General features: G+C 63.9%; 19 protein-coding genes. 4 read left to right on the top strand and 15 right to left on the bottom strand.

Annotated elements, in window-relative coordinates; all coding sequences use genetic code 11:
- The first annotated feature begins 120 nt into the window (after positions 1-120).
- The 3 genes from VN934_03820 to VN934_03830 are packed head-to-tail and all read left to right on the top strand — an operon-like array spanning position 121 to position 2942.
- Positions 121-762: a hypothetical protein gene (locus VN934_03820; protein HXM17920.1), complete on the top strand. Its 642-nt coding sequence runs from the start codon at positions 121-123 to the stop codon at positions 760-762.
- A gap of 7 nt (positions 763-769) precedes the next feature.
- A complete protein-coding gene (locus tag VN934_03825; GenBank protein ID HXM17921.1) occupies positions 770-1891 on the top strand; it encodes an FAD-dependent oxidoreductase in 1122 nt (373 codons plus the stop codon).
- Positions 1878-2942, top strand: coding sequence for a potassium channel family protein (locus VN934_03830; protein HXM17922.1), 1065 nt, complete (start codon positions 1878-1880; stop codon positions 2940-2942). The genes VN934_03825 and VN934_03830 overlap by 14 nt, the downstream gene beginning before the upstream one ends.
- Positions 2943-2977: 35 nt before the next feature.
- On the opposite strand, the gene VN934_03835 is transcribed toward VN934_03830, so the two are convergent.
- The 15 genes from VN934_03835 to VN934_03905 form a co-directional block, all read right to left on the bottom strand.
- The gene (locus tag VN934_03835) at positions 2978-3316 is read right to left on the bottom strand and encodes a tRNA-binding protein (GenBank protein ID HXM17923.1); all 339 of its coding nucleotides are present in this window, start codon (positions 3314-3316) and stop codon (positions 2978-2980) included.
- A gap of 11 nt (positions 3317-3327) precedes the next feature.
- Complete coding sequence (locus VN934_03840) at positions 3328-3753, bottom strand: DUF5069 domain-containing protein (GenBank protein ID HXM17924.1); 426 nt, start codon at positions 3751-3753, stop codon at positions 3328-3330.
- Positions 3754-5460: 1707 nt separating this feature from the next.
- A complete protein-coding gene (locus VN934_03845) occupies positions 5461-6612 on the bottom strand; it encodes a hypothetical protein (GenBank protein ID HXM17925.1) in 1152 nt (383 codons plus the stop codon).
- 273 nt (positions 6613-6885) lie between these two features.
- Positions 6886-7797, bottom strand: coding sequence for a hypothetical protein (locus VN934_03850; protein HXM17926.1), 912 nt, complete (start codon positions 7795-7797; stop codon positions 6886-6888).
- A gap of 2 nt (positions 7798-7799) precedes the next feature.
- Positions 7800-8228 (bottom strand): hypothetical protein, encoded by a 429-nt coding sequence (locus tag VN934_03855; protein ID HXM17927.1) that lies wholly within the window; start codon positions 8226-8228, stop codon positions 7800-7802.
- 8 nt (positions 8229-8236) lie between these two features.
- Entirely contained in the window at positions 8237-8617 is a 381-nt protein-coding gene (locus VN934_03860; protein HXM17928.1) for a septum formation initiator family protein, read from the bottom strand.
- On the bottom strand, positions 8604-9578 hold the full coding sequence (locus tag VN934_03865; GenBank protein HXM17929.1) for an acetyl-CoA carboxylase carboxyltransferase subunit alpha: 975 nt from the start codon (positions 9576-9578) through the stop codon (positions 8604-8606). Before VN934_03865 ends, VN934_03860 begins: the two co-directional genes overlap by 14 nt.
- On the bottom strand, positions 9575-10402 hold the full coding sequence (accD, locus tag VN934_03870) for an acetyl-CoA carboxylase, carboxyltransferase subunit beta (protein HXM17930.1): 828 nt from the start codon (positions 10400-10402) through the stop codon (positions 9575-9577). The genes VN934_03865 and accD overlap by 4 nt, the downstream gene beginning before the upstream one ends.
- A 27-nt stretch (positions 10403-10429) precedes the next feature.
- Complete coding sequence (locus VN934_03875) at positions 10430-11188, bottom strand: polyprenol monophosphomannose synthase (protein ID HXM17931.1); 759 nt, start codon at positions 11186-11188, stop codon at positions 10430-10432.
- 18 nt (positions 11189-11206) lie between these two features.
- Positions 11207-11926: an RsmE family RNA methyltransferase gene (locus VN934_03880; protein HXM17932.1), complete on the bottom strand. Its 720-nt coding sequence runs from the start codon at positions 11924-11926 to the stop codon at positions 11207-11209.
- Positions 11923-12819, bottom strand: coding sequence for a 50S ribosomal protein L11 methyltransferase (locus VN934_03885; protein ID HXM17933.1), 897 nt, complete (start codon positions 12817-12819; stop codon positions 11923-11925). The genes VN934_03880 and VN934_03885 overlap by 4 nt, the downstream gene beginning before the upstream one ends.
- The gene (gene dnaJ / locus VN934_03890; GenBank protein ID HXM17934.1) at positions 12804-13913 is read right to left on the bottom strand and encodes a molecular chaperone DnaJ; all 1110 of its coding nucleotides are present in this window, start codon (positions 13911-13913) and stop codon (positions 12804-12806) included. Before dnaJ ends, VN934_03885 begins: the two co-directional genes overlap by 16 nt.
- 7 nt (positions 13914-13920) lie before the next feature.
- Positions 13921-15021 carry a heat-inducible transcriptional repressor HrcA gene (gene hrcA, locus VN934_03895; protein HXM17935.1) on the bottom strand — a complete coding sequence of 367 codons (1101 nt, stop codon included), beginning with the start codon at positions 15019-15021 and terminating at the stop codon, positions 13921-13923.
- Positions 15022-15080: 59 nt separating this feature from the next.
- Complete coding sequence (locus tag VN934_03900) at positions 15081-16952, bottom strand: ATP-dependent DNA helicase (protein HXM17936.1); 1872 nt, start codon at positions 16950-16952, stop codon at positions 15081-15083.
- A gap of 132 nt (positions 16953-17084) precedes the next feature.
- Positions 17085-17279, bottom strand: a complete 195-nt coding sequence (locus tag VN934_03905; protein HXM17937.1) for a hypothetical protein — start codon at positions 17277-17279, stop codon at positions 17085-17087.
- 117 nt (positions 17280-17396) lie between these two features.
- Here VN934_03905 and tdh point away from each other — a divergent pair, with 117 nt between their 5' ends.
- Positions 17397-18437 (top strand): L-threonine 3-dehydrogenase, encoded by a 1041-nt coding sequence (tdh, locus tag VN934_03910; protein HXM17938.1) that lies wholly within the window; start codon positions 17397-17399, stop codon positions 18435-18437.
- Position 18438 lies beyond the last annotated feature (1 nt).

Consider the following 18438-nt stretch of genomic DNA (forward strand, 5'->3'; position numbering starts at 1 on the left):
CAGAACGACGGCGACCACATGGTCGCCGTTTGTCGAAAGAGTCTTGGCATTTCTCGGCCGGTCCGGCCCGAACCTTGCCGCGAGGCGGGTTCTCGCGCGCGGGCGCGGAACGTGGCCGACATGATCGTCCTGACCCGGCCGAAGCCCGCACCGACCACGGTCGGTCTTGCCTGGGATGGCATCCGGTTGTGGGCGGGCGACTGGAAAGAAAAAGCGCTGCTCGAGCTCAACGACGAGCAGGCCGTCGCGGCGCGTCACTCCGCGCCGGGCCAACCTATTGGTCTGATGTTCGGAGCCGGGCGCTTGCTTGCGGTGCTGGCCGATCCCTCAACCGACGACCGCTCGATTCATTGGTTCGACCCGCACGCGCAAGCGTGGGCCGAGCGCACGCTGCGCTGCCCCGACGACACGGGATCGCACGTCTTCTGGGCTGGCCAGAAGTTGTGGCTGAGCCAGCGCTACAACAAGCGGGTTTTCGAATTTCGCGACGACGGCTCGATCGGAGAGACGATTTCGGTTCCGTGGGAGGTCACCGGGTTCTTCTGGATCGACGCCGATCTGTGGCTCAGCGTGCGCGTGGAGAAAGGCTTCACCGATGTTGCGCGCCTGCGCCCGGGCATGCAGACGCCCGAACTCATCGAGCGCTATCAAGGCTCCTTTGCGAGTTTGGCCTACGATGGCAGCGGTTTTTGGATGAGCGAGCTGCGCGGCGAGACGATCGTCAAAGTCAGCCCGGCGGCGTTGATCTCCGCCGCCGCTTGACACCGCGATGAACGTTTCTGTCATCGGCGCAGGGATCATGGGGCTTTCGGCCGCCTGGGCACTGCGTCGCTCCGGGCACCATGTCGGCCTGTACGAACAAGGTGACGTGCCGAATGAGCTCGGCTCGTCTTTCGATCAGCACCGCCTCATCCGCTATCCGTACGGGGCACGGTTGGGTTTCACGCGCATGGTGGCGGAGGCGTATGCGTCGTGGGATCACCTGTGGGAGGACCTCGGCGAAACGCTGCACGTGCGCACGGGCACGCTGGCGCTCGGTCGCGTCGAAAACAGTTGGGCCGAGGCGTCCGCCGCCACGCTCGCGAGCGCGGGCATGCCGATGCGCGCTTTGTCCGCAGCGGATGTGGAACGCATTTATCCGATGCTGCGCGCGGATGACCTTCGCGTCGCGTACTATTTGGAAAGCGGCGGCACGCTGCTCGCTTCGCGGATCGTCGCCGCGCTGGCGCGCTGGCTGCGGGAAAACGGCGTCGGTATCCGCGAGCGGGCCCGTATTGCGCGCGTCGACGTGGAACGAGCTGCGCTGGAAATGGAGGACGGCACACGCGTCAACGCGGACGCTTTGGTGCTGGCCGCGGGCGCGTGGGTCACGCGTCTGTTGCCGGACATGAGCGGGCGCGTCACGCCATCGCGTCAGGTCGTCGCCTACGTTCGTCCGCCCGCGCGGTTTAAAGGACACTGGAGCGTGGCTCCGATGCTGCTCGACCTCGACGGCGAATTGGGGTTTTATCTCGTGCCGCCGGTGCCTGGCACCGACATGAAGATCGGGAAGCACGCGTTCACCCTGCGCGGCGATCCCGATCGCGAGCGCGAGGCCGGTGAGGCTGAGACTCGCGACATCTTCGCTCGCGCCCGGCGCACGCTTCGCGATTTCGATGATTATACGATCGTGGGGGCACGCACGTGCTTCTATACGGTCGAGCCGGACGAGCGCTTTATCGTCGAGCAGCGCGGCAAGACCTGGCTGATCAGCGCCTGCTCCGGACACGGCTTCAAGTTCGGGCCAGCGATCGGCCGGGCCGTGGCGGACGGGGTGAGCGGACGGCGTGCGGCCGCGGAGATCGCAGCCTGGGCGACGGGAGAATACAAGGAGGCAGATGTCCGTTCTTGACGTTTTGCTGCTGATCGCCGGCTTGTTCGGCGTAGCGATCTTCCTCTTCGACCTCTTCAACGCGGTCGTCGTGCCGCGTCAGACTTTCAACCCGTTGCGCGTCGGCTCACGGCTCGTGCGCTGGTCCTGGATCTGGTGGCGCGAGCTCTGCCTGCGCTTCAGTCCTGGCGACCGGCGCGAGGAGTTGCTGGCCGCGTTCGCCCCGGTCGCCATGGTCGGGTTGCTGTTCGTGTGGATGGGCGGCTTGATCGTCTGCTACGGGATCGCATTTTACGCCCTGCGCGCTAACTACAATCCGATCATCGCAAGCTTCGGCGACGCGGTGTACCTCTCCGCAAGCTCGATGCTGACGATCGGTTTCGGCGACATCGTCGTCACGGGCGCGTTCGCGCGTGTGCTGGCAATGGCGTCCGCCGCCTCAGGTCTTGCCGTCGTCGCGGTCGTCATCTCATTTCTGTTCCAGACGTTCGCAGCGTTTCAGCGCCGAGAAGTCTTTGTCGTCACGCTCGGACAGCGCGCAGGGGCGCCGCCGTCGGGCGTCACGCTGCTCGAGACGGCGATGAAGCTCGATCTCGTGGACGACTTGATGGCGACGCTTCGCAGCGGTCAGATCTGGAGCAACGAAGTGTTGGAGAGCCACCTCGCGTATCCAATCCTCATATTCTTCCGCTCGAGTCATGACGATGAGTCGTGGGTGGGCGCGCTCGGGGCGCTGCTGGACGCTTCGACGCTCTTGCTGACCGTGACGGATGGATTGCCCAAGGGCCAGGCGACCTTGATGTTGGCGACTGGGCACCACCTGGTGAACGATCTTGGCCGTTACTTCGCCTCCGGCGACGACGACGACCCGGGTCTTGAGCGCTTCGAGTTCGATCAGGCGTGCGAGCGGTTGAAGTCTGCTGGAGCGCACGTCCAGACCGGCGACGACAGCTGGCTTGCCTTCAAGAAAATTCGTGCGAAATACGCGGCGCCGCTCAACGCCATGGCTAAGTCCTTAGCGATTCCTCCGACGCTTTGGATCGGTGACCGCTCGCCCTTACGCCGCCACTAATACAGTTGATGTGGTATGCCGGACTTTAGTCCGGCCTAGTAGAGTTTCTCGCCGTTCGGCACCGGCAGGTCGGGGGTCAGCAGCACCGTGTCGCCGCTGATATCGGGCAAGCCGAGCACCAGCACCTCGCTGACGAAGTCGGCTATTTTTTTCGGGCCTAGGTTCACCGCGGCGATGATCTGCTTGCCGATCAGTTCTTCCGGCTTATAGTGTACGGTGAGCTGCGCGCTGGATTGCTTTCGGCCAATCGTAGGACCGAAATCGATCGTCAATTGATACGAGGGTTTGCGCGCGCCTTCGAACGGCCTAGCTTCGGCGATAGTGCCGACACGGACGTCAAGTGCCGCAAAAGCCTCGGCCGGATCGACTGGCATCCTGACTCTCCTTACGCGTGCTTGGAGAACGCCTCGTTGTCGTCCGCGTCGAGCATGTCGAAGAGCGTGACGATCTCGGGTCGCTCCGCGACGGGGTATTTCTTGCGGATCGCAGCCGGGTCTTTCGTATCGTCGATCTTCCGTTTGGACAATCGCTCGTTGGCTTCGGCGTACTTCGACGTCTGGGCGTGCGAGCGCAGCCAGACCGCGACGTCTTCATCGGTCTGCGCCTCAGCAACGGCTTTGCGCAGATCATCTTCCGTCACGCCGATGAGCTCGAGGAGCCGTTCGCTCAGACCGGCGATCTTGTACTGGCCGGCGTCCCCACCCGGCAACGTAGCGCGCAATTTGTCAATCGTGCGCGGCATCATTACGAGTCCATCAAGGCTTTCGCGCGGACTGCGGGGTGGTTGTTTCGTCAAATCAAGTGGTTGCATAGTGAGTAATGCTTTAAGCGCGCGCTGCGTTGGTCTCCTTTAGTCGAGGGTTTCGGGACGTCGGAGGCCAACGCCAGCACTAGTGTCCGCTCGTGGGATGATGGTGGAACGGGAAGACACGACAGACTTGGACATGAGCCGGAGCGCGGGAAACCGCTTCCGGGATGCGCTCAAAGTCGGCGAACTCTGTGCCCGCGCGGCGGGCGTGACAACGCCGAGCCAAGCTCCGGCAACGGAGAAGGTGTAGAGACTGGACGGGCGCGGCCTACGTCGTGATAAACGATATGGTCAAGGCACAGTCCGGACCACAAATGCTCGCAGTGGCGAAAGCCATAGTGGTGCGAAAATCTGTCGCCCGCAAGGGCGTCCGGGTTCAAGTCCCGGTCATCCCACGCAAAATTAGGAATCGTGAAGCAGCGAATTAGCGACGAGCAATTCTCGGAAGCCATAGCAACAGCGCATTCTGCGGCATCGGCCATGAGGAGTCTGGGTCGCCGCCCCGCCGGCGGAAACTACCGAATTTTTTACTCCCGCATTGTCTCACTTGGTCTGAGCACCAAGCATTGGACCGGGAGGGGTCACCTTCGAGGCAGGACACACAGCTGGGGTCGAAAAGCTCCGCTTGAACGGGTCCTTGTTCGGAACAGTCCTTACCAAGGTGGGTCGTACAAGCTGAAACTGCGGTTGGTCGAAGCCGGCCTATTGAGTAGCCGTTGCGAATCGTGCGGTATCTCTCGGTGGTTAGGAGCGAACATTGCGCTTCACCTGGATCACCGAAACGGGGATAACCGCGACAACAGACTTTTCAATCTTCGCCTTTTGTGCCCAAACTGTCACAGTCAAACCGCCACCTACTGTGGCAAGAACAAGCGGCTACGCCGCCTGAGTCGACCAACGAACGAACCCACGCTTAGCGCGCTTTTCCACCTTTAGGGATAATCCGAGCTTCGCTCGGAACGCTACACCCGAGCTAGCGCTCGGGTCGCTACATTCATTCCGGGGCTAAAGCCCCGGCACTACAAAGTTAGTCAACAAGTAGTAAGTAGCCGAGGGGCGCGCGCACTACCGGCACTGCCCTCCCCCGATTCCAATTCTAGGTTTGTTAGGCGCCGGAGGTGGAGGGGGTTCGCCGGGGCACTGGTAGGAGCCGGTGTCGCAAAAATATTGGCAGTGGCAACCCTCGTGATGGTTGTACTCCGTTTTGTCTCTTTCATTCAGCAGGAACGCGCGGTCACGCATCGCGTTAAAATCCTTTACGTTGAGGGAATGACGACTCTTACCGTCCTCGCTGTATCGCTTCTGGAGATCCCTCAACGTGGCGAGGTCCGTAGTGCTGCCGGGCGACTCTGCTTGGTCAATCCTCACCTGCAGAAGAGCCATGTCGGCGTCCAGGGCCGCTATTTCAGCGTCTAATGTGTCGATTAGGTCAGTTAAGGCCTTGATTTTGGCCTCACGGTCTTTAACATAGCTCGCCTCAGGACCACGGTCAGTGCAGGCAAAGGTACCTCCCCTGCCCTGATAACTGGGATTGCACGAGCCTGGGTCGCCCGCATTTGCGGTTTGACAGCCGGTGAAGTTTCTGGGAGGAATTGTGTACGTGGGTGATGACCCTCCGGCCGCAGCGCGTGGGAACTGGAAGAGCGTCAAAGCCAAAGCACCTGCAAGCAAACCCCGGAGCGTCTGTGTACTACGCACGTTAGGCCTCCCTCATTGAGCTGCGTCGACCCGGAGGATTCCTGGCTCGGCCAGGATGCCGTTTATGGAAATCCGCAGGAAGTACCCGCCAGGCTGCGCGCCTTGCTCGAGGGTAAGGGTGAACCAAAGGCGCCCCTTCTTGGGGACCGCAGCCCCGTAGATCTCCGACATTTTGAACTTCCGCTCGGCCAGTTGCGCAGCCCCCTTGTACCATATCGAGTCGATCGTGTCATCACCCGTCAGACCCTCGAAATCGGCGAAGGCGTAAACTGCCTTGATGCCTTGCTGGAAACTCGTTGCCTGACCGATTGGCTGATCGCCGGACTGGCCGCTTGCGAAGATGACCGGACCAAGCTGGTAAGAAAGCGGGGGAACCTCGATGCGCAGCCCGGTTAGCGCCAAACTCGCGGGTGTACTCAAGCCCGCCACGGCCACGATGACAGCCGCGCTCAACCCGGCGACCTGGAACCCGCGCCTGCGTAAGAACGAGTGTTGGCTCGGGCTTTCACGCAAGCCGGTGGCGAGCTGGAACACCAGCGCCGCAGGAACCAGAATCAACGCACCGATGAATGTCCCCTGGAGCCAAAATGGCAGCCGCGCCCATAGGCTCGCGCCGTGAAAGAGATCCGCATAATCGTTACCCGCGATGATGGCGGGCACGAACGCCGCGATGCCGTAGGCTGCGATGATGCCGGCTGCCCATCTCACCGGCGGTGGGAGCGCTGTCGACACAGCCAGGACGCCGCCGGCCAGTAGAATCGCCAGAGCCGTGGCCAGGGCGAGAACCGTGGACGTGGGCCATCCGAGCAAGACGATGCCGCGCGATACGCCGTCTGGAAGCCAAGCAGTCAGTGTGATGAGGAAGAGCAGCACCAGCGCCGAGGCCACCATCTTGGTCGCCCAGGAAGTGCGGCGCCAGAACAGGGCGGTGGCGGCAGCGTAGAGCGCAACCGTCCCTGCGGTGATCCAGCGCCCCGGCGAACCGCTAATGAAGGTCTCAATCGCGGCATCCGCAAGGATGACGTAGAAAGCAATCGCGAGCGCGACCCAGCCGATCGCCGGCATGTTGGAAAACCACTCTCGCGCTATGCCGGGGCCCAGCGGACTCGACGGTGCGGACTCCACCCCCGGCGCGGATGACGCGGGGTGATCAACGCCTTCCATAGGAACCGATTCCCTTCTCACTCGCGCCTGATCTAGGTGTGGGTGAAGCTAACTCGATTCGTCGGTGGGTTGTGGACCGGAGGTTTGGGCGTCTAGAGTTGTATCCCTCCGGTAATCCGAGCTTCGCTCGGAACGCTACACCCGAGCTAGCGCTCGGGTCGCTACATTCATTCCGGGGCTAAAGCCCCGGCACTACACGGTTATGACGTCCGAGCTTCGCTCGGAACGCTACATTCATTCCGGGGCTAAAGCCCCGGCACTACAAGCGAGCGTTTATGGGCTGTTGAGCAAGAGGTAGCCGAGGAGCAGGTCGCTCTCGGCCACCATCATTGCGTCTCTTTTCGCTGCGCGCGCGATCTCGTCGAGGATCATCAGCCCCGCTGGAAAGATGTCCGCGCGTTGCGGCGGCAGACCACGCAGCCGCTTCCGCTCGGCGAGCGGCAGGGCGACAGTCAAATCTGTCAAGTCGGCGATATCCGCGCGCTCGATTCTTGCGACGCCCGGACCGATCGCGTCGTATGCTTGCAGCATGCGGGCTGCTGTGTCGGCAGTGCCGCCGACCGCCACGAGCGACTGGTTCTCGCCGAGCGCGGGCAGAGCGTTCGCGAGCGAAATTCTGATCGCCGTGCGGCATGCGGCTATCTCGCTCGCCGCGGGCGGATCGGTCTTGAAGAATTCTTCCTTAAGCGCGACTCCGCCCAGCGTCAGGGAAATCGCACGGATCGCGGCGTCACGCGCGTCGCTCAGCGCAAGTTCGGTGCTGCCGCCGCCGACGTCGGCCACGCAGGCTCCGTTTGATCGATCGATGCCAGCGCGGTCGAGCGACCACATCGCGCCGGCGAACGAGGCGCGCGCTTCTTCTTCTCCGCTCAGGACTCGCAGAGTGAGCCCGGTCTTCGCCTTGACCTGATCCGCGAAGGCGCTCGCGTTTGCCGCCTGGCGCAGTGCGCCGGTGCCGATGAGGAACGTCTTCTCCGCCTGGCTCGCCAGACGGTTGAACTCGACGATCGCCGCGAGGGTGCGCGCCATGGCCTCGTCGGAGAGTTTGCCGGATGCCGTTACGCCCTCGCCGAGCCGCGTGCCTCGGATATCGTGGTGCTCAATTTCGATCGGGTCACGGCCTTCTCGGCGCACGATCAGCAACCGGCACGAGTTGGTGCCGGCCGAGATGACGGCAAGGCGCATGACTAACGCTTCTTGCGCGGGGGCCGCTTCGCCGACTCGCGATACTGACGGCGGGCGCGCATCTCGAACGGCAGCAGGCGATCGGCACGCGGCGGTCCGGTTTGATACGCCTGCTCGGCGATAGCGCCTTTGGGATCCCAATCGGCCGTCTGGCGCAAGTAGTCGATGATCTTCTCGTCGAGTGTGGATGTTTGGGTTTGTGTGACGGGGGTCTCGACGGCGGGTTGGTCGGGCGCGAGGCTCAAGCGGGGCCGGCCGTCGGTCTCCTCGAGCATGAATCCGAAGCGCGCGCGTTTGCCTCCTGCGAGCGCGCGGCGGACGGCGGCGTGCCCCGGTTCCGACGGCGCTAGATTCGCGAGGCGGCCGTCCTCAAGACGAACGACGCAGCCGAAGCGGCTGCAATGAACGGCAGTTCCGTTGACACGTTCCATCGGCGGCGCTATTTCGGGGCTGGGGCGACTTGGATGAAGACTTCGTTCGGTTTGGTGAGACCCAGCTGTTCGTGGATGAGCGGCACCAAGTACTCAGGATTGTGTGAGTACAGGATCTCGCGGCTCAGCGTGACCGCGCGGGCACTCAAGTTGTGGTTTTGCGCCTCGAGCGTCACGATCTGCTTGTGAAGCTCATAGTTCCGGTAGCCGATGTGCCATGCTTGCGCGCCGAACGATACGGCGACGAGCAGCACCGCAACGATAGCGATCGTCCGGCCCGCCAGAACGGTCCAGTGCAGCAGCTTACGTTCGCGCGCGCGGCGAGCGGCACGCCCTGCGGGCTTGCCGGCGATGCGGCTGACTTTGAAGCCGAAGCTACCGCGCCGCACGGTCGTGCACCAGTTCGGCATGCGCGCCGATCTTGCGGTACTTCTCGTAACGACGGTCGAGGAGCTCGTCCGTCGGCAGACGCAGCAACTGGGCTAGCGCGCGCTTGTCGGTTTCGAGCACGCTTCGAATGACCACATCTGGTTTGCTGTGCGCCCCGCCGAGCGGTTCGGGCACGACCTCGTCCACGATGCCGAATTCGAACAGATCGTCTGAGGTCAGCCGCAAGCGGCTCGCCGCCTCTTCTGCCTTCGAGGCGTCGCGCCACAGGATCGAAGCCGCGGGCTCGGGCGAAGCGACCGAATAGATCGCGTGCTGCAGCATGGCGATGTGATCGCCGATGCCGATGGCGAGCGCTCCGCCGCTGCCGCCTTCGCCGATGACGTTGATCACGATCGGCGTGCGCAGCCCGGCGAGCACCGTCAAGTTCGCTGCGATGGCTTCGGATTGGCCGCGCTCTTCCGCTCCGATGCCCGGATAAGCGCCCGGCGTGTCGATAAAGGTCACCAGCGGCTTGTGAAATTTCTCGGCCAAACGCATGATGCGCTGCGCTTTGCGATAACCTTCCGGATGCGACATGCCGAAATTGCGGTAGAGATTTTCTTTGGTGTCGCGGCCCTTCTGCTGGCCGAGCACGAATATCGGTACGCCACCCAGGCTTGCGAAGCCCGCGACCATGGCTGGGTCGTCGCGAAAGTGCCGATCGCCGTGCAGCTCGACGAACCCGTCGAGTGCGGCGAGATAGTCGAGCGCGAGCGGCCGCTTCGGATGGCGCGCCATGTGAACGCGCTGCCATGGCGTGAGATTGCCGAAAATCTCCTGCCGGAGCGAGACCGCCTTTTCTTCCAGCGCGCGGATCTCCGCCGAGAAATCGACGCGCTGCGACTCGTTGAGCTTCTTGAGCCCGTCGATCTTCGCTTCGAGCTCGACCAGCGGGCGCTCCAGTTCGGCGATGAGGTTCACGCCGGCACCGCCTTGGCGGTGAGAAAGCGCAGCACGCCCGCGAGCGCGCTCTTCATCTCGCTGCGGCGCACGACCATGTCCACCTGTCCGTGCTCGAGCAGAAACTCTGCGGATTGGAAGCCTTCGGGAAGCTTTTGCCGGATCGTCTGGTCGATCACGCGCCGGCCTGCGAACCCGATCGCCGCGCCGCTCTCCGCGATGATGACGTCTGCTTGGAAACCAAACGAGGCCGAAACGCCGCCGGTGGTCGGATCCGTGAGGATAGTGATGAGAGGCAGGCCGACCTGGCCGAAACGCTGCACCGCCGCGCTGGTCTTCGCCAGCTGCATGAGCGCGATCATGCCTTCTTCCATGCGCGCGCCGCCCGAGGCGGTCACAATGACGGCCGGCAACTTGCGCCGGGCGCAATCTTCGATCAGCAGCGTGATCTTTTCACCGACGACCCCGCCCATGGTACCGCCTCGAAATGCGAAATCCATCACGCCGAGACCGATTGGGATACCGTCGACCGTGCAAAACCCCGTCATCACCGCTTCGAGCAGACCGGCTTTGGCGCGATCGCCGGCGATCTTCTCCGCATAAGGAATGCGGTCGTGCCATTGCAGCGGATTGCCGGTGGCAAGATTTTCCGCGGTCTCGTGAAAATCGCCGTCGGCGAGCAGCGCGATGCGCTCGAGCGCGCTCAAACGGAAATGGTAACCGCACTTCGGGCAGACCCGCAAACGCTGCTCGAGGTCTTTGATGTAAAGACGCTCGTTACAGCTTGGGCAGATCTCCCATAGCGTGTCTTCGGCCGCTTGCGGCCGTGGGGTGCGCCGACGCAACCAGTTCGGTGTCGGTGTCAAATGAGACTACTCACGTCCCTTGGAGGCTTCAAGCGAGGCGGCGAGTTCGGGCCGTTTCTTTCGCCTAAGGTAGAATTTCGACAATTGTTTCAAATAGTTTATGATCTCACCGGAGTTGAGCTTGCTCGAACCGTGGGCGCGGTCGGTGAAAACATATGGTATTTCCTTTGCGGCGCGATACTTCCCTTTCATGATGACCTCGAGCCCGATCTTGAATCCGATCGGATCGAGCGCGACGCCTTCGATCACCGAGCGTCTGCAAAAGAAAAAACCAGAGGTGATGTCGCGGATCGGCGTGAGCGGGCGCGCGAGCGCGATCGCGACGCGCGAGGTTATCCTGCGTCGCAACGGCCAATTGATGATGGCGCCGCCCTTCACGTAGCGGCTGCCGATCGCCAGCTCGCATGCGCCGCTCTTGATCGCTTCGATCATCTGCGGCACGACGTTGGGATCGTGACTGAAATCCGCATCCATGACGCCGATGATCGGCGACATGCAGGTCGCCCAGCCGTCGATGACGGCTGACGACAGACCGAGTTTGCCGGCGCGATGCACGCAGCGCACGGGATATTTCGCAGCGAGCGAATCCACGAGCGCGCCGGTGCCGTCGGGCGAGTTGTCGTCGACGACGACGATCTCGCCGGCAATATTATTCTTCGCGAAGACGTCCGTGAGGGCGGCGATCAGCTTCTCGATGCCGCCGGCTTCGTTGTAGGACGGACTGACGACGGACACTTCGTATTGCGGCATTTGGTGTGTGTTCATGGACGCTGTTAACCCGACCTACCAGAAATGGGAGGCGATCGCGGCGAGCAGCGCCATCGCCGCAGTTTCGGTTCGCAAAATCGTGGGGCCGAGCGAGACGAGTGTCGCGCCCGCGGCTCGCGCGGTCTCGAGTTCGCTTTCCGTGAAGCTGCCCTCCGGACCGACGGCGATGGTCAGCACGTCGCGCGCTTTTAGTGCGCGTACGATCGGCGCGAGCGAACCGGGCGGAGCGCTCTCGACCGCCACGATAAGCTTGCCGGCCGCTTCTCGGACGGCGCTCGCCCAATCGCGCGTGGCCTCGACCGTCGGGAGATTGACGCGGCGTGATTGCTCCGCCGCGGCGCGAGCGATGCGCCGCCACCGATCGATCTTTTGCTGGCCTGCGCGCGCGCTGCTGCGCTCGCACTCCACCGGCACGATGCGCCGCACGCCTAACTCGACGGCCTTCTCGACGACGAAGTCGAATTTCGCGCCTTTGGTGACGCCTTGCAGCAGCGAGACGTCCAGCGGAAGTTCGCCGCGCTCGCCGGCTGCGACACCGGCGCACGTCGCGCGCACGCCGTCGGCTCCGACATGCGAGAGCGTTGCGTTCCACGCGACGCCATCGCGCACGAGCGTGACCTCCCCGCCCGCTTTCATGCGCAGCACGAGTGTGGCGTGGCGTGCATCGAGTGCGTCGAGCTCGATCTCTCGGCCAGGCCCGCAGGTTTGCGAAACGAAAAAGCGCGGCCGGCTCATTTGACGTGCACTTGCGCCAGCCACTCACCGGAGCGGCGCTCCTCTTCAAGCTCGAAGCCCGCCATGGCGAGCGCGTGCTGAACCTGCATGCGCGAGCGGCGCGTGATGCCGCTGGTGACGAGGATGCCGCCGCGCAGAAGTTTCTTAGCGAACGCGGGAGCGAGATCGATCAGCACCTCGGCGCTGAGATTGGCCGCGATGATCGCTACGCGCGGAAAGGCGCGCGGCACGCCGCACGCGCGCAGGATCGCCCGCGCCTTGAGCCGGTTCTTGCGAAAATTGGCGCGCGTCGCGGTGACTGCCAGCGGATCATTGTCGGAGGCATACACAACCGCGCCGCGTCGCGCGGCCGCGAGCGCAAGGATGCCGGACCCGCAGCCGACGTCGAGCACTCTGTGCCGGAGACGGATGCGCGGCAGCAAAAGTCGCAGGGTCAGCGCGGTCGTCGCGTGTTGGCCCGTGCCGAAAGCCATGCCGGGATCGATGACGATCGCGTCGTGTCCGCGCGGCACCCGGAAATCTTTCTCCCACGAAGGCACGACGTACAAACGCTCGGCGATCTTAGAGGGTTTGAAGAAACGCTTCCAAGATTCGGCCCATTCCTCTTGGCGCACGCGCTTCGTGCGAAGACGCACGGGACCGAGGATGCCGGCTCGACGCGCTTGCGCGAGCACCGCGGTAAGCCGTTTTTTGACGGCCGCCGCACGGTTCTGCGGCACCCATGCCGACACGAATGCCTTGCCTACTCGATGGCTGCCCGAGAGCGGCTGCTCGATCGCCACGCGCGCGCGGGTAGCGTGGTGCAGCACCGCTGAAGCCGGCTCGAACTCTTCCGCCGCGACCTCGAGTGAGAAGCGGACCAGGTGCGACGCCGGGGCTACTCGCCGCCGAATGCTTCCTTTACCTTCTTGAAAAAGCTTCGATCGTGGACATCTTCGCCGCCAGAGCGCGCGAAGGCTTCGAGCAGCTCGCGCTGCTTCTTGGTCAGTTTGGTGGGCACGCGCACGCTCACGTCCACGAGCAGGTCACCGCGCCCCGCGCCGCGCATGCGCGGCAAGCCGCGGCCGGGAATGCGAAAGCGCGTGCCGTTTTGCGTGCCCGGCGGCAGTTCGAGCTCCTCCTCGCGATCGAGTCCTTCGATCTCGAGTTTGGCACCGAGCGCCGCTTGCGTGAACGACACGGCCGTCTCGCAATGGATGTCCGCACCGTGGCGTTCAAAGACGTCGTGCTCGAGCACCGACACGAAGATGTACAGATCGCCGCTGGTGCCCCCGCGTTCTCCCGCCTCGCCCATGCCCGCATAGCGCAGTCGCGTTCCGTCTTCGACGCCCGGCGGGATCTTGACGGTCAGTCGCCGTGAGATTTCGCGCCGGCCTTGGCCGCGGCACGCCTTGCACGGATCGACGACGACGCCGCCGGTTCCTCCGCAGCGCTGACACGGGCCCGTGCTCATGAACTGACCGAGCAGCGTATTGCGCACCGAGCGCACCTGTCCGGTACCGCGGCAATCCGGACACGTCGCCGGGCGCGACTTGTTGGCCGATCCGGTGCCCCCGCACGCGTCGCACAGACCGAGGTGTTCGAACTTGATCTCCCGCTCGACGCCCTCGAGCACTTCTTCGAGACTCACGCCGACGTCGTAACGCAGATCCGCCCCGCGCGCGGGCCCGGCGCGCCGCCCGGCGGCGCCGCTGAAAAAAGCGTCGAAGATATCGTTGAACGGCGAGAAGTCGCTGAAGCCCGACGGTCCGGCTTGCGGATGCACGGTGCCGAAGCGATCGTACTGCGCGCGCTTGTTCTGGTCGGACAGCACGGTGTAGGCTTCGTTGATCTCTTTGAAGCGTGTCTCGGCGCCGGACTTCTCGCGCTCGTGCACGACGTCGGGGTGATGCTGCCGCGCCAAATGCCGGTAGGCGCGCTTGATCTCCGCATCGGATGCCGTGCGAGAGACTCCTAGGACTTCGTAATAGTCGCGCTGCGTGGGCACCGTGCGTCTATTGCTCGCCCTGGAACAACTCGTTGAGGTTTTCGGCCATGCAGTTCACCAGCGCGATGAGTCGCGCGTAGTGCATGCGGCGCGGTCCGAGCACGCCGACCGCTCCCGCGTTGCGATCGGCGACTTTGTACGGCACGGTGACGACGCTGCACTCGTTCATGTCGATATTGCCAAGTTCGCTGCCGATGACGACGGTCGTGCCGTCGTGCAGCAAGGAATCCTGAAGCCAACGATACAGGGTGCGCTGCTCTTCCAGCAGATCGAGGATGGCGCGCAGCTTGCGAAAGTCGCGGAATTCCTGTTGATCGAGCAGATTGTTGGCGCCGCCCGCGAAGAGGCGCTGCTCGACGATGTTCTCGCCATGTTGCGCGAACATGCCGGCGAGCGCGCGCAGGAGGTCGGGCGGCAGCGGCTGCTCGCGCGCGAGCTCGCGCAGCAGTTCGATCGAGATGGCTGACAGGCGCCGGCCGGGCAAGAGGCCGTTGAGCTTGTTGCAAAAGCGGGTAAGATCGTCCGGCAGAACGTCCTCTGAAGTTTCGATGGTCGTCTGCGCCGCCAGGCCGATGTCGGTGACGAGCACGGCGTGCACGCTTCGGCTGCCCAGCCAGATGAGTTGCAAATGACGATAGGTCTGACTGTTGAGCCGAGGCGCGATGGCGAACGCGATGCTGCGCGTGAGGCCGGACAAAACATGGGAGGCGTGATCGACGGCTGTGTCGAGCTGGCGGCTCGCGCGGCGCACCTCGCCGTGGATCTGCTCGCGCTCCTCGTTGCTGAGCATCTCCGGCAGCATCAGGCGGTCCACGTAATAGCGATAGCCGCGGTCCGACGGCACGCGTCCGGCCGAGGTGTGGGGTTGGTCGAGATAGCCCTCATCCTCCAGGCTCGCCATTTCGGCGCGCACCGTGGCCGGGCTGATCCCAAGGTTGTATTTTTGGGTGAGCGTGGCGGAGCCGACCGGCTCGCCGGTGGCGATGTACTCATAGACGACCGTGCCTAGAATCGAGGTCTTGCGGCGGTCGAGCTCGGGTTGGCTTGACGCCTTGTCCGCTTCGGTCTGAGGCTCCGGCAGGTCGCTTGTTTTAGCTTTTTTTGGCATTAGCAGTCGGCACTCGAGAGTGCTAAATGTATGGTACGCCGACCCGGCACAGCGTCCCTTTAGCCTGAAAGGAACGCGCGCACTTCGTCAAGCGAATGCACCCGGCGCGCGGGCGGCAGCGCCGCCAAAATGCGCCGGCCGTATTTCATCGTTTCCAAGCGGCCGTCGAGGATGCACATCAAGCCCTTATCGGAGCGGCTGCGGATGAGTCTACCCAAACCTTGTTTCAAGCGCGTGATCGCCGCCGGCACCATGAGCGCGTCGAACGCATCGACGCCTTCGGCCTGGAGCAAGCTCGAGCGCGCGGCGACGATGGGATCGTCGGGCGGCGGAAACGGAATGCGATCGATGATGACGCACGAGAGCGCTTTGCCGACGACGTCCACGCCCTCCCAGAACGACGCGGTCGCGAACAGCACCGGATTGGATTCTGCGCGGAACCAGTCGAGCAGTTGACCTTTCGGAGCTTCGCCCTGCATGCGGCTAGGGAACGGCAGCGTCGGGCGCAACGCAGCAGCCACTTCGCGCATCACGGCATAGGACGTGAACAGCACGAACGCGCGGCCGTGCGTCGCCGCAAGCACCGGGTCGATGGCGGCGGCTGCGAGCGTGGCGAAACGCACGTCCTTGGGATTGATCCGTTCGGGCGGCAGATACAGCATCGCTTGGCGTTCGAAGTCGAACGGCGAATCCAGCACCAGTTCGTCGACTTGCGCGCCCTCGAGTCCGACTTGGCGGCGCAAGTAGTCGAAATCGCCGCCCGCCGCGATGGTCGCGGAGGTCATGACGACGCTGCGCGCGTTTTCGAAGAGCCGCTCGCGCAGGAGCGGCGCGACCGTGACCGGCGCGCACAGGGCCGCGTGCGAATCCCGCCGCTCGCTCGTGCGCTCGACCCATGATATCCAACCGTCGAGGTCGGCGCGCAGCCGTTCGATGGTCTGCGTGTGCGCGGTGATCGAGTGCATCAGCAGATCGCGGCGCCGCTCGAGCGCCTGCTCGCCCATCTGCGGAAACCGCGCGCCGCGCGCCCAGTGCTCGGCGACCCAGTTCTCCGTGCGATACAGAGCGCGCTGCAGCGGATCCATCAACTCCAGCGCTTTTTCGTTCGCGCGCATCGGGTAGCGCCCGTTGGGACCGTCGGCCAATGCTGCAGCGAATGCGTCGGCGGTATCGCTCACTTCGGCGTGCAGCGCTTCATTGAAAACATACGCGCGGTTGATCTTTTGGAGCAGCCGCCCGATGCCGGCGCGCGAAATGGAAGAAGAAAACGCGGCGGTGGCCCATTCCTCGATTTGATGCGCTTCATCCAGGACCGCATAGTCGTAGGGCGGGATCAGGCCGCCTCCCATCGCGAGGTCGATGAAGAACAGCGCATGATTGACGACCACGATGTCGGCGTGCCGGGCGGACTCGCGCGCGCGCATGTGATGGCAGCGCTCCGGCCCGAAGAAGTCGCACGCCTCCATGATGCAATCGTCCGCGTCGGTGTCGAGCTCGCGCCACAGCGCGTCGGAAGGCACGAAATCCAACTCGGACCGATCGCCCGTGTCGGTCACGCCTGCCCAGCGGAAGATCTTGCGCTCTTGATCGCTTTGCGCGAGGGTGAAGCGCCGGCGCAGCTGCTCGAGTTTGTCGCGGCACAGATAGTTGCTGCGGCCCTTGAGCTGCACCACGCGCGCTTTGCTGGCGAGCGCGTCGAGCACCAGCGGAATATCTTTGTTGAGCAGCTGCTCTTGAAGCGCGAGCGTGGCCGTCGAGACCACGATGCGCTGCCCCGAGAGCAGCGCGGGGATCAGGTAGCCGAGCGACTTACCGGTGCCGGTGCCGGCTTCTACCATCACGTGGACGTGCTCGAGGAAGCCGCGGTTCACGAGTTTGGCCATGGCGATCTGCGCCGGGCGGGTTTCGTAACCGCTCAGCGAGTCGGCCATAAGGCCACCGGGCCCAAGCGCGCGTTCTATCGTTAGCAATGTTTTCGCCACGTGTACCAAACAAGTGTTTGGTACCCTGGTGGGGCGGCACCTTTAGGTTTACCCCGGGGCTAAAGCCCCGGCACTACATCTTTAGAGGTTCTCCCAGTCGCGTTTTTGGACACGGCGCTTTTCAAGGCGGCGCTTGCGCTCCACGAGCGATTCGCTCACCTGCGCGTGCGCGTTGACCGGCAGCGTCGGTCTTGCTGCTCTGCGCCGCTGAATCGCGAGTTTTTTCTTGGCCGTCGCGATCGCGCGTTTCGGCGATTTCTTCTTCTTACGCTTCATGTTTTATGGCACGAAGTTCGCAAAGGCAAGCCAGAAATGCTGCCCGAATATGCGGGACTTGTGTCCATAGCGCAACCAGTTCGCGCCGCGGCTGCGAGGCACGACATCCCGCGCAGCATGCGTGCACTCGTCAAAGAGCGGCCCGGTCCCGGCATGGCTTTGCGCGAAGTGCCTGTTCCCGCGATCGGTCCCAACGACGTGCTCATCCGCGTGCTCAAGGCCGGCATCTGCGGCACCGACGCGCACATCTGGGCCTGGGACCCGTGGTCGCAAAACCGCTTGCGCCCGCCGCTGGTCATCGGGCATGAATTCATGGGCGTCGTCGCCGCGATCGGCGCCGCCGTTCGCAGCGTGAGCGTCGGCGAGCGCGTGTCGGCCGAAGGCCACATCCCGGACGGCACCTGTTTCCTGTGTCGCTCGGGTCAGGCGCACATCTGCGCCGCCGTCAAAGTGATCGGCGTGGATCGCGACGGCTGTTTCGCCGACTACATCGCCATGCCCGAGAGCAACGTCTGGAAGCTCGATCCCGGCGTGCCGGATGAATGGGCCGCCATCTTCGACCCGTTCGGCAACGCGGTCCACACTGTTGCGGTCGGTGACGTCAGTCTGAAGTCCGTCTTGATCACCGGCGCCGGGTCGATCGGGCTCATGGCCGTCGGCGTGGCGGCTGCGGCCGGCGCTTCGAAGATCATCGCCGTCGACCCGAATCCGCACAAGCTCGCGCTGGCCCGCGTCATGGGCGCCCACGTCGTCCTGGACTCCGCGGCGCCAAACCTCCGCGAGGCGATCCGCAGCGAGACCGGCGGCAACGGCACCGACGTCTTGCTGGAGATGAGCGGCAATCCGGTCGCGTTCGATTCCGGTCTGGCGGCGCTGCGCAACGGCGGACGCGCGGCGGTGCTGGGCATCCCCGGCGGTAACGTCACCTTCGATCTCGCCGAGCACGTGGTGCTCAAGGGCATCACGGTGGTCGGCGTGTTCGGCAGGCGCATGTGGGAGACGTGGTATCAGATGCAAGCGCTCGTGAGTTTGGGGCGCATCGACTTGAAGCCGGTCATCACGCACGTCGTGCCGTTCGAGCGCTTCGAAGAATGCTTCACGACGCTCAAGCGAAGCGAGGCCGTCAAGATCGTGCTTGACTTGACGTCCGGAGCCTAGA

The sequence above is a fragment of the Candidatus Tumulicola sp. genome (genome assembly GCA_035601835.1).
Lineage (GTDB): Bacteria > Vulcanimicrobiota > Vulcanimicrobiia > Eremiobacterales > Eremiobacteraceae > DATNNM01.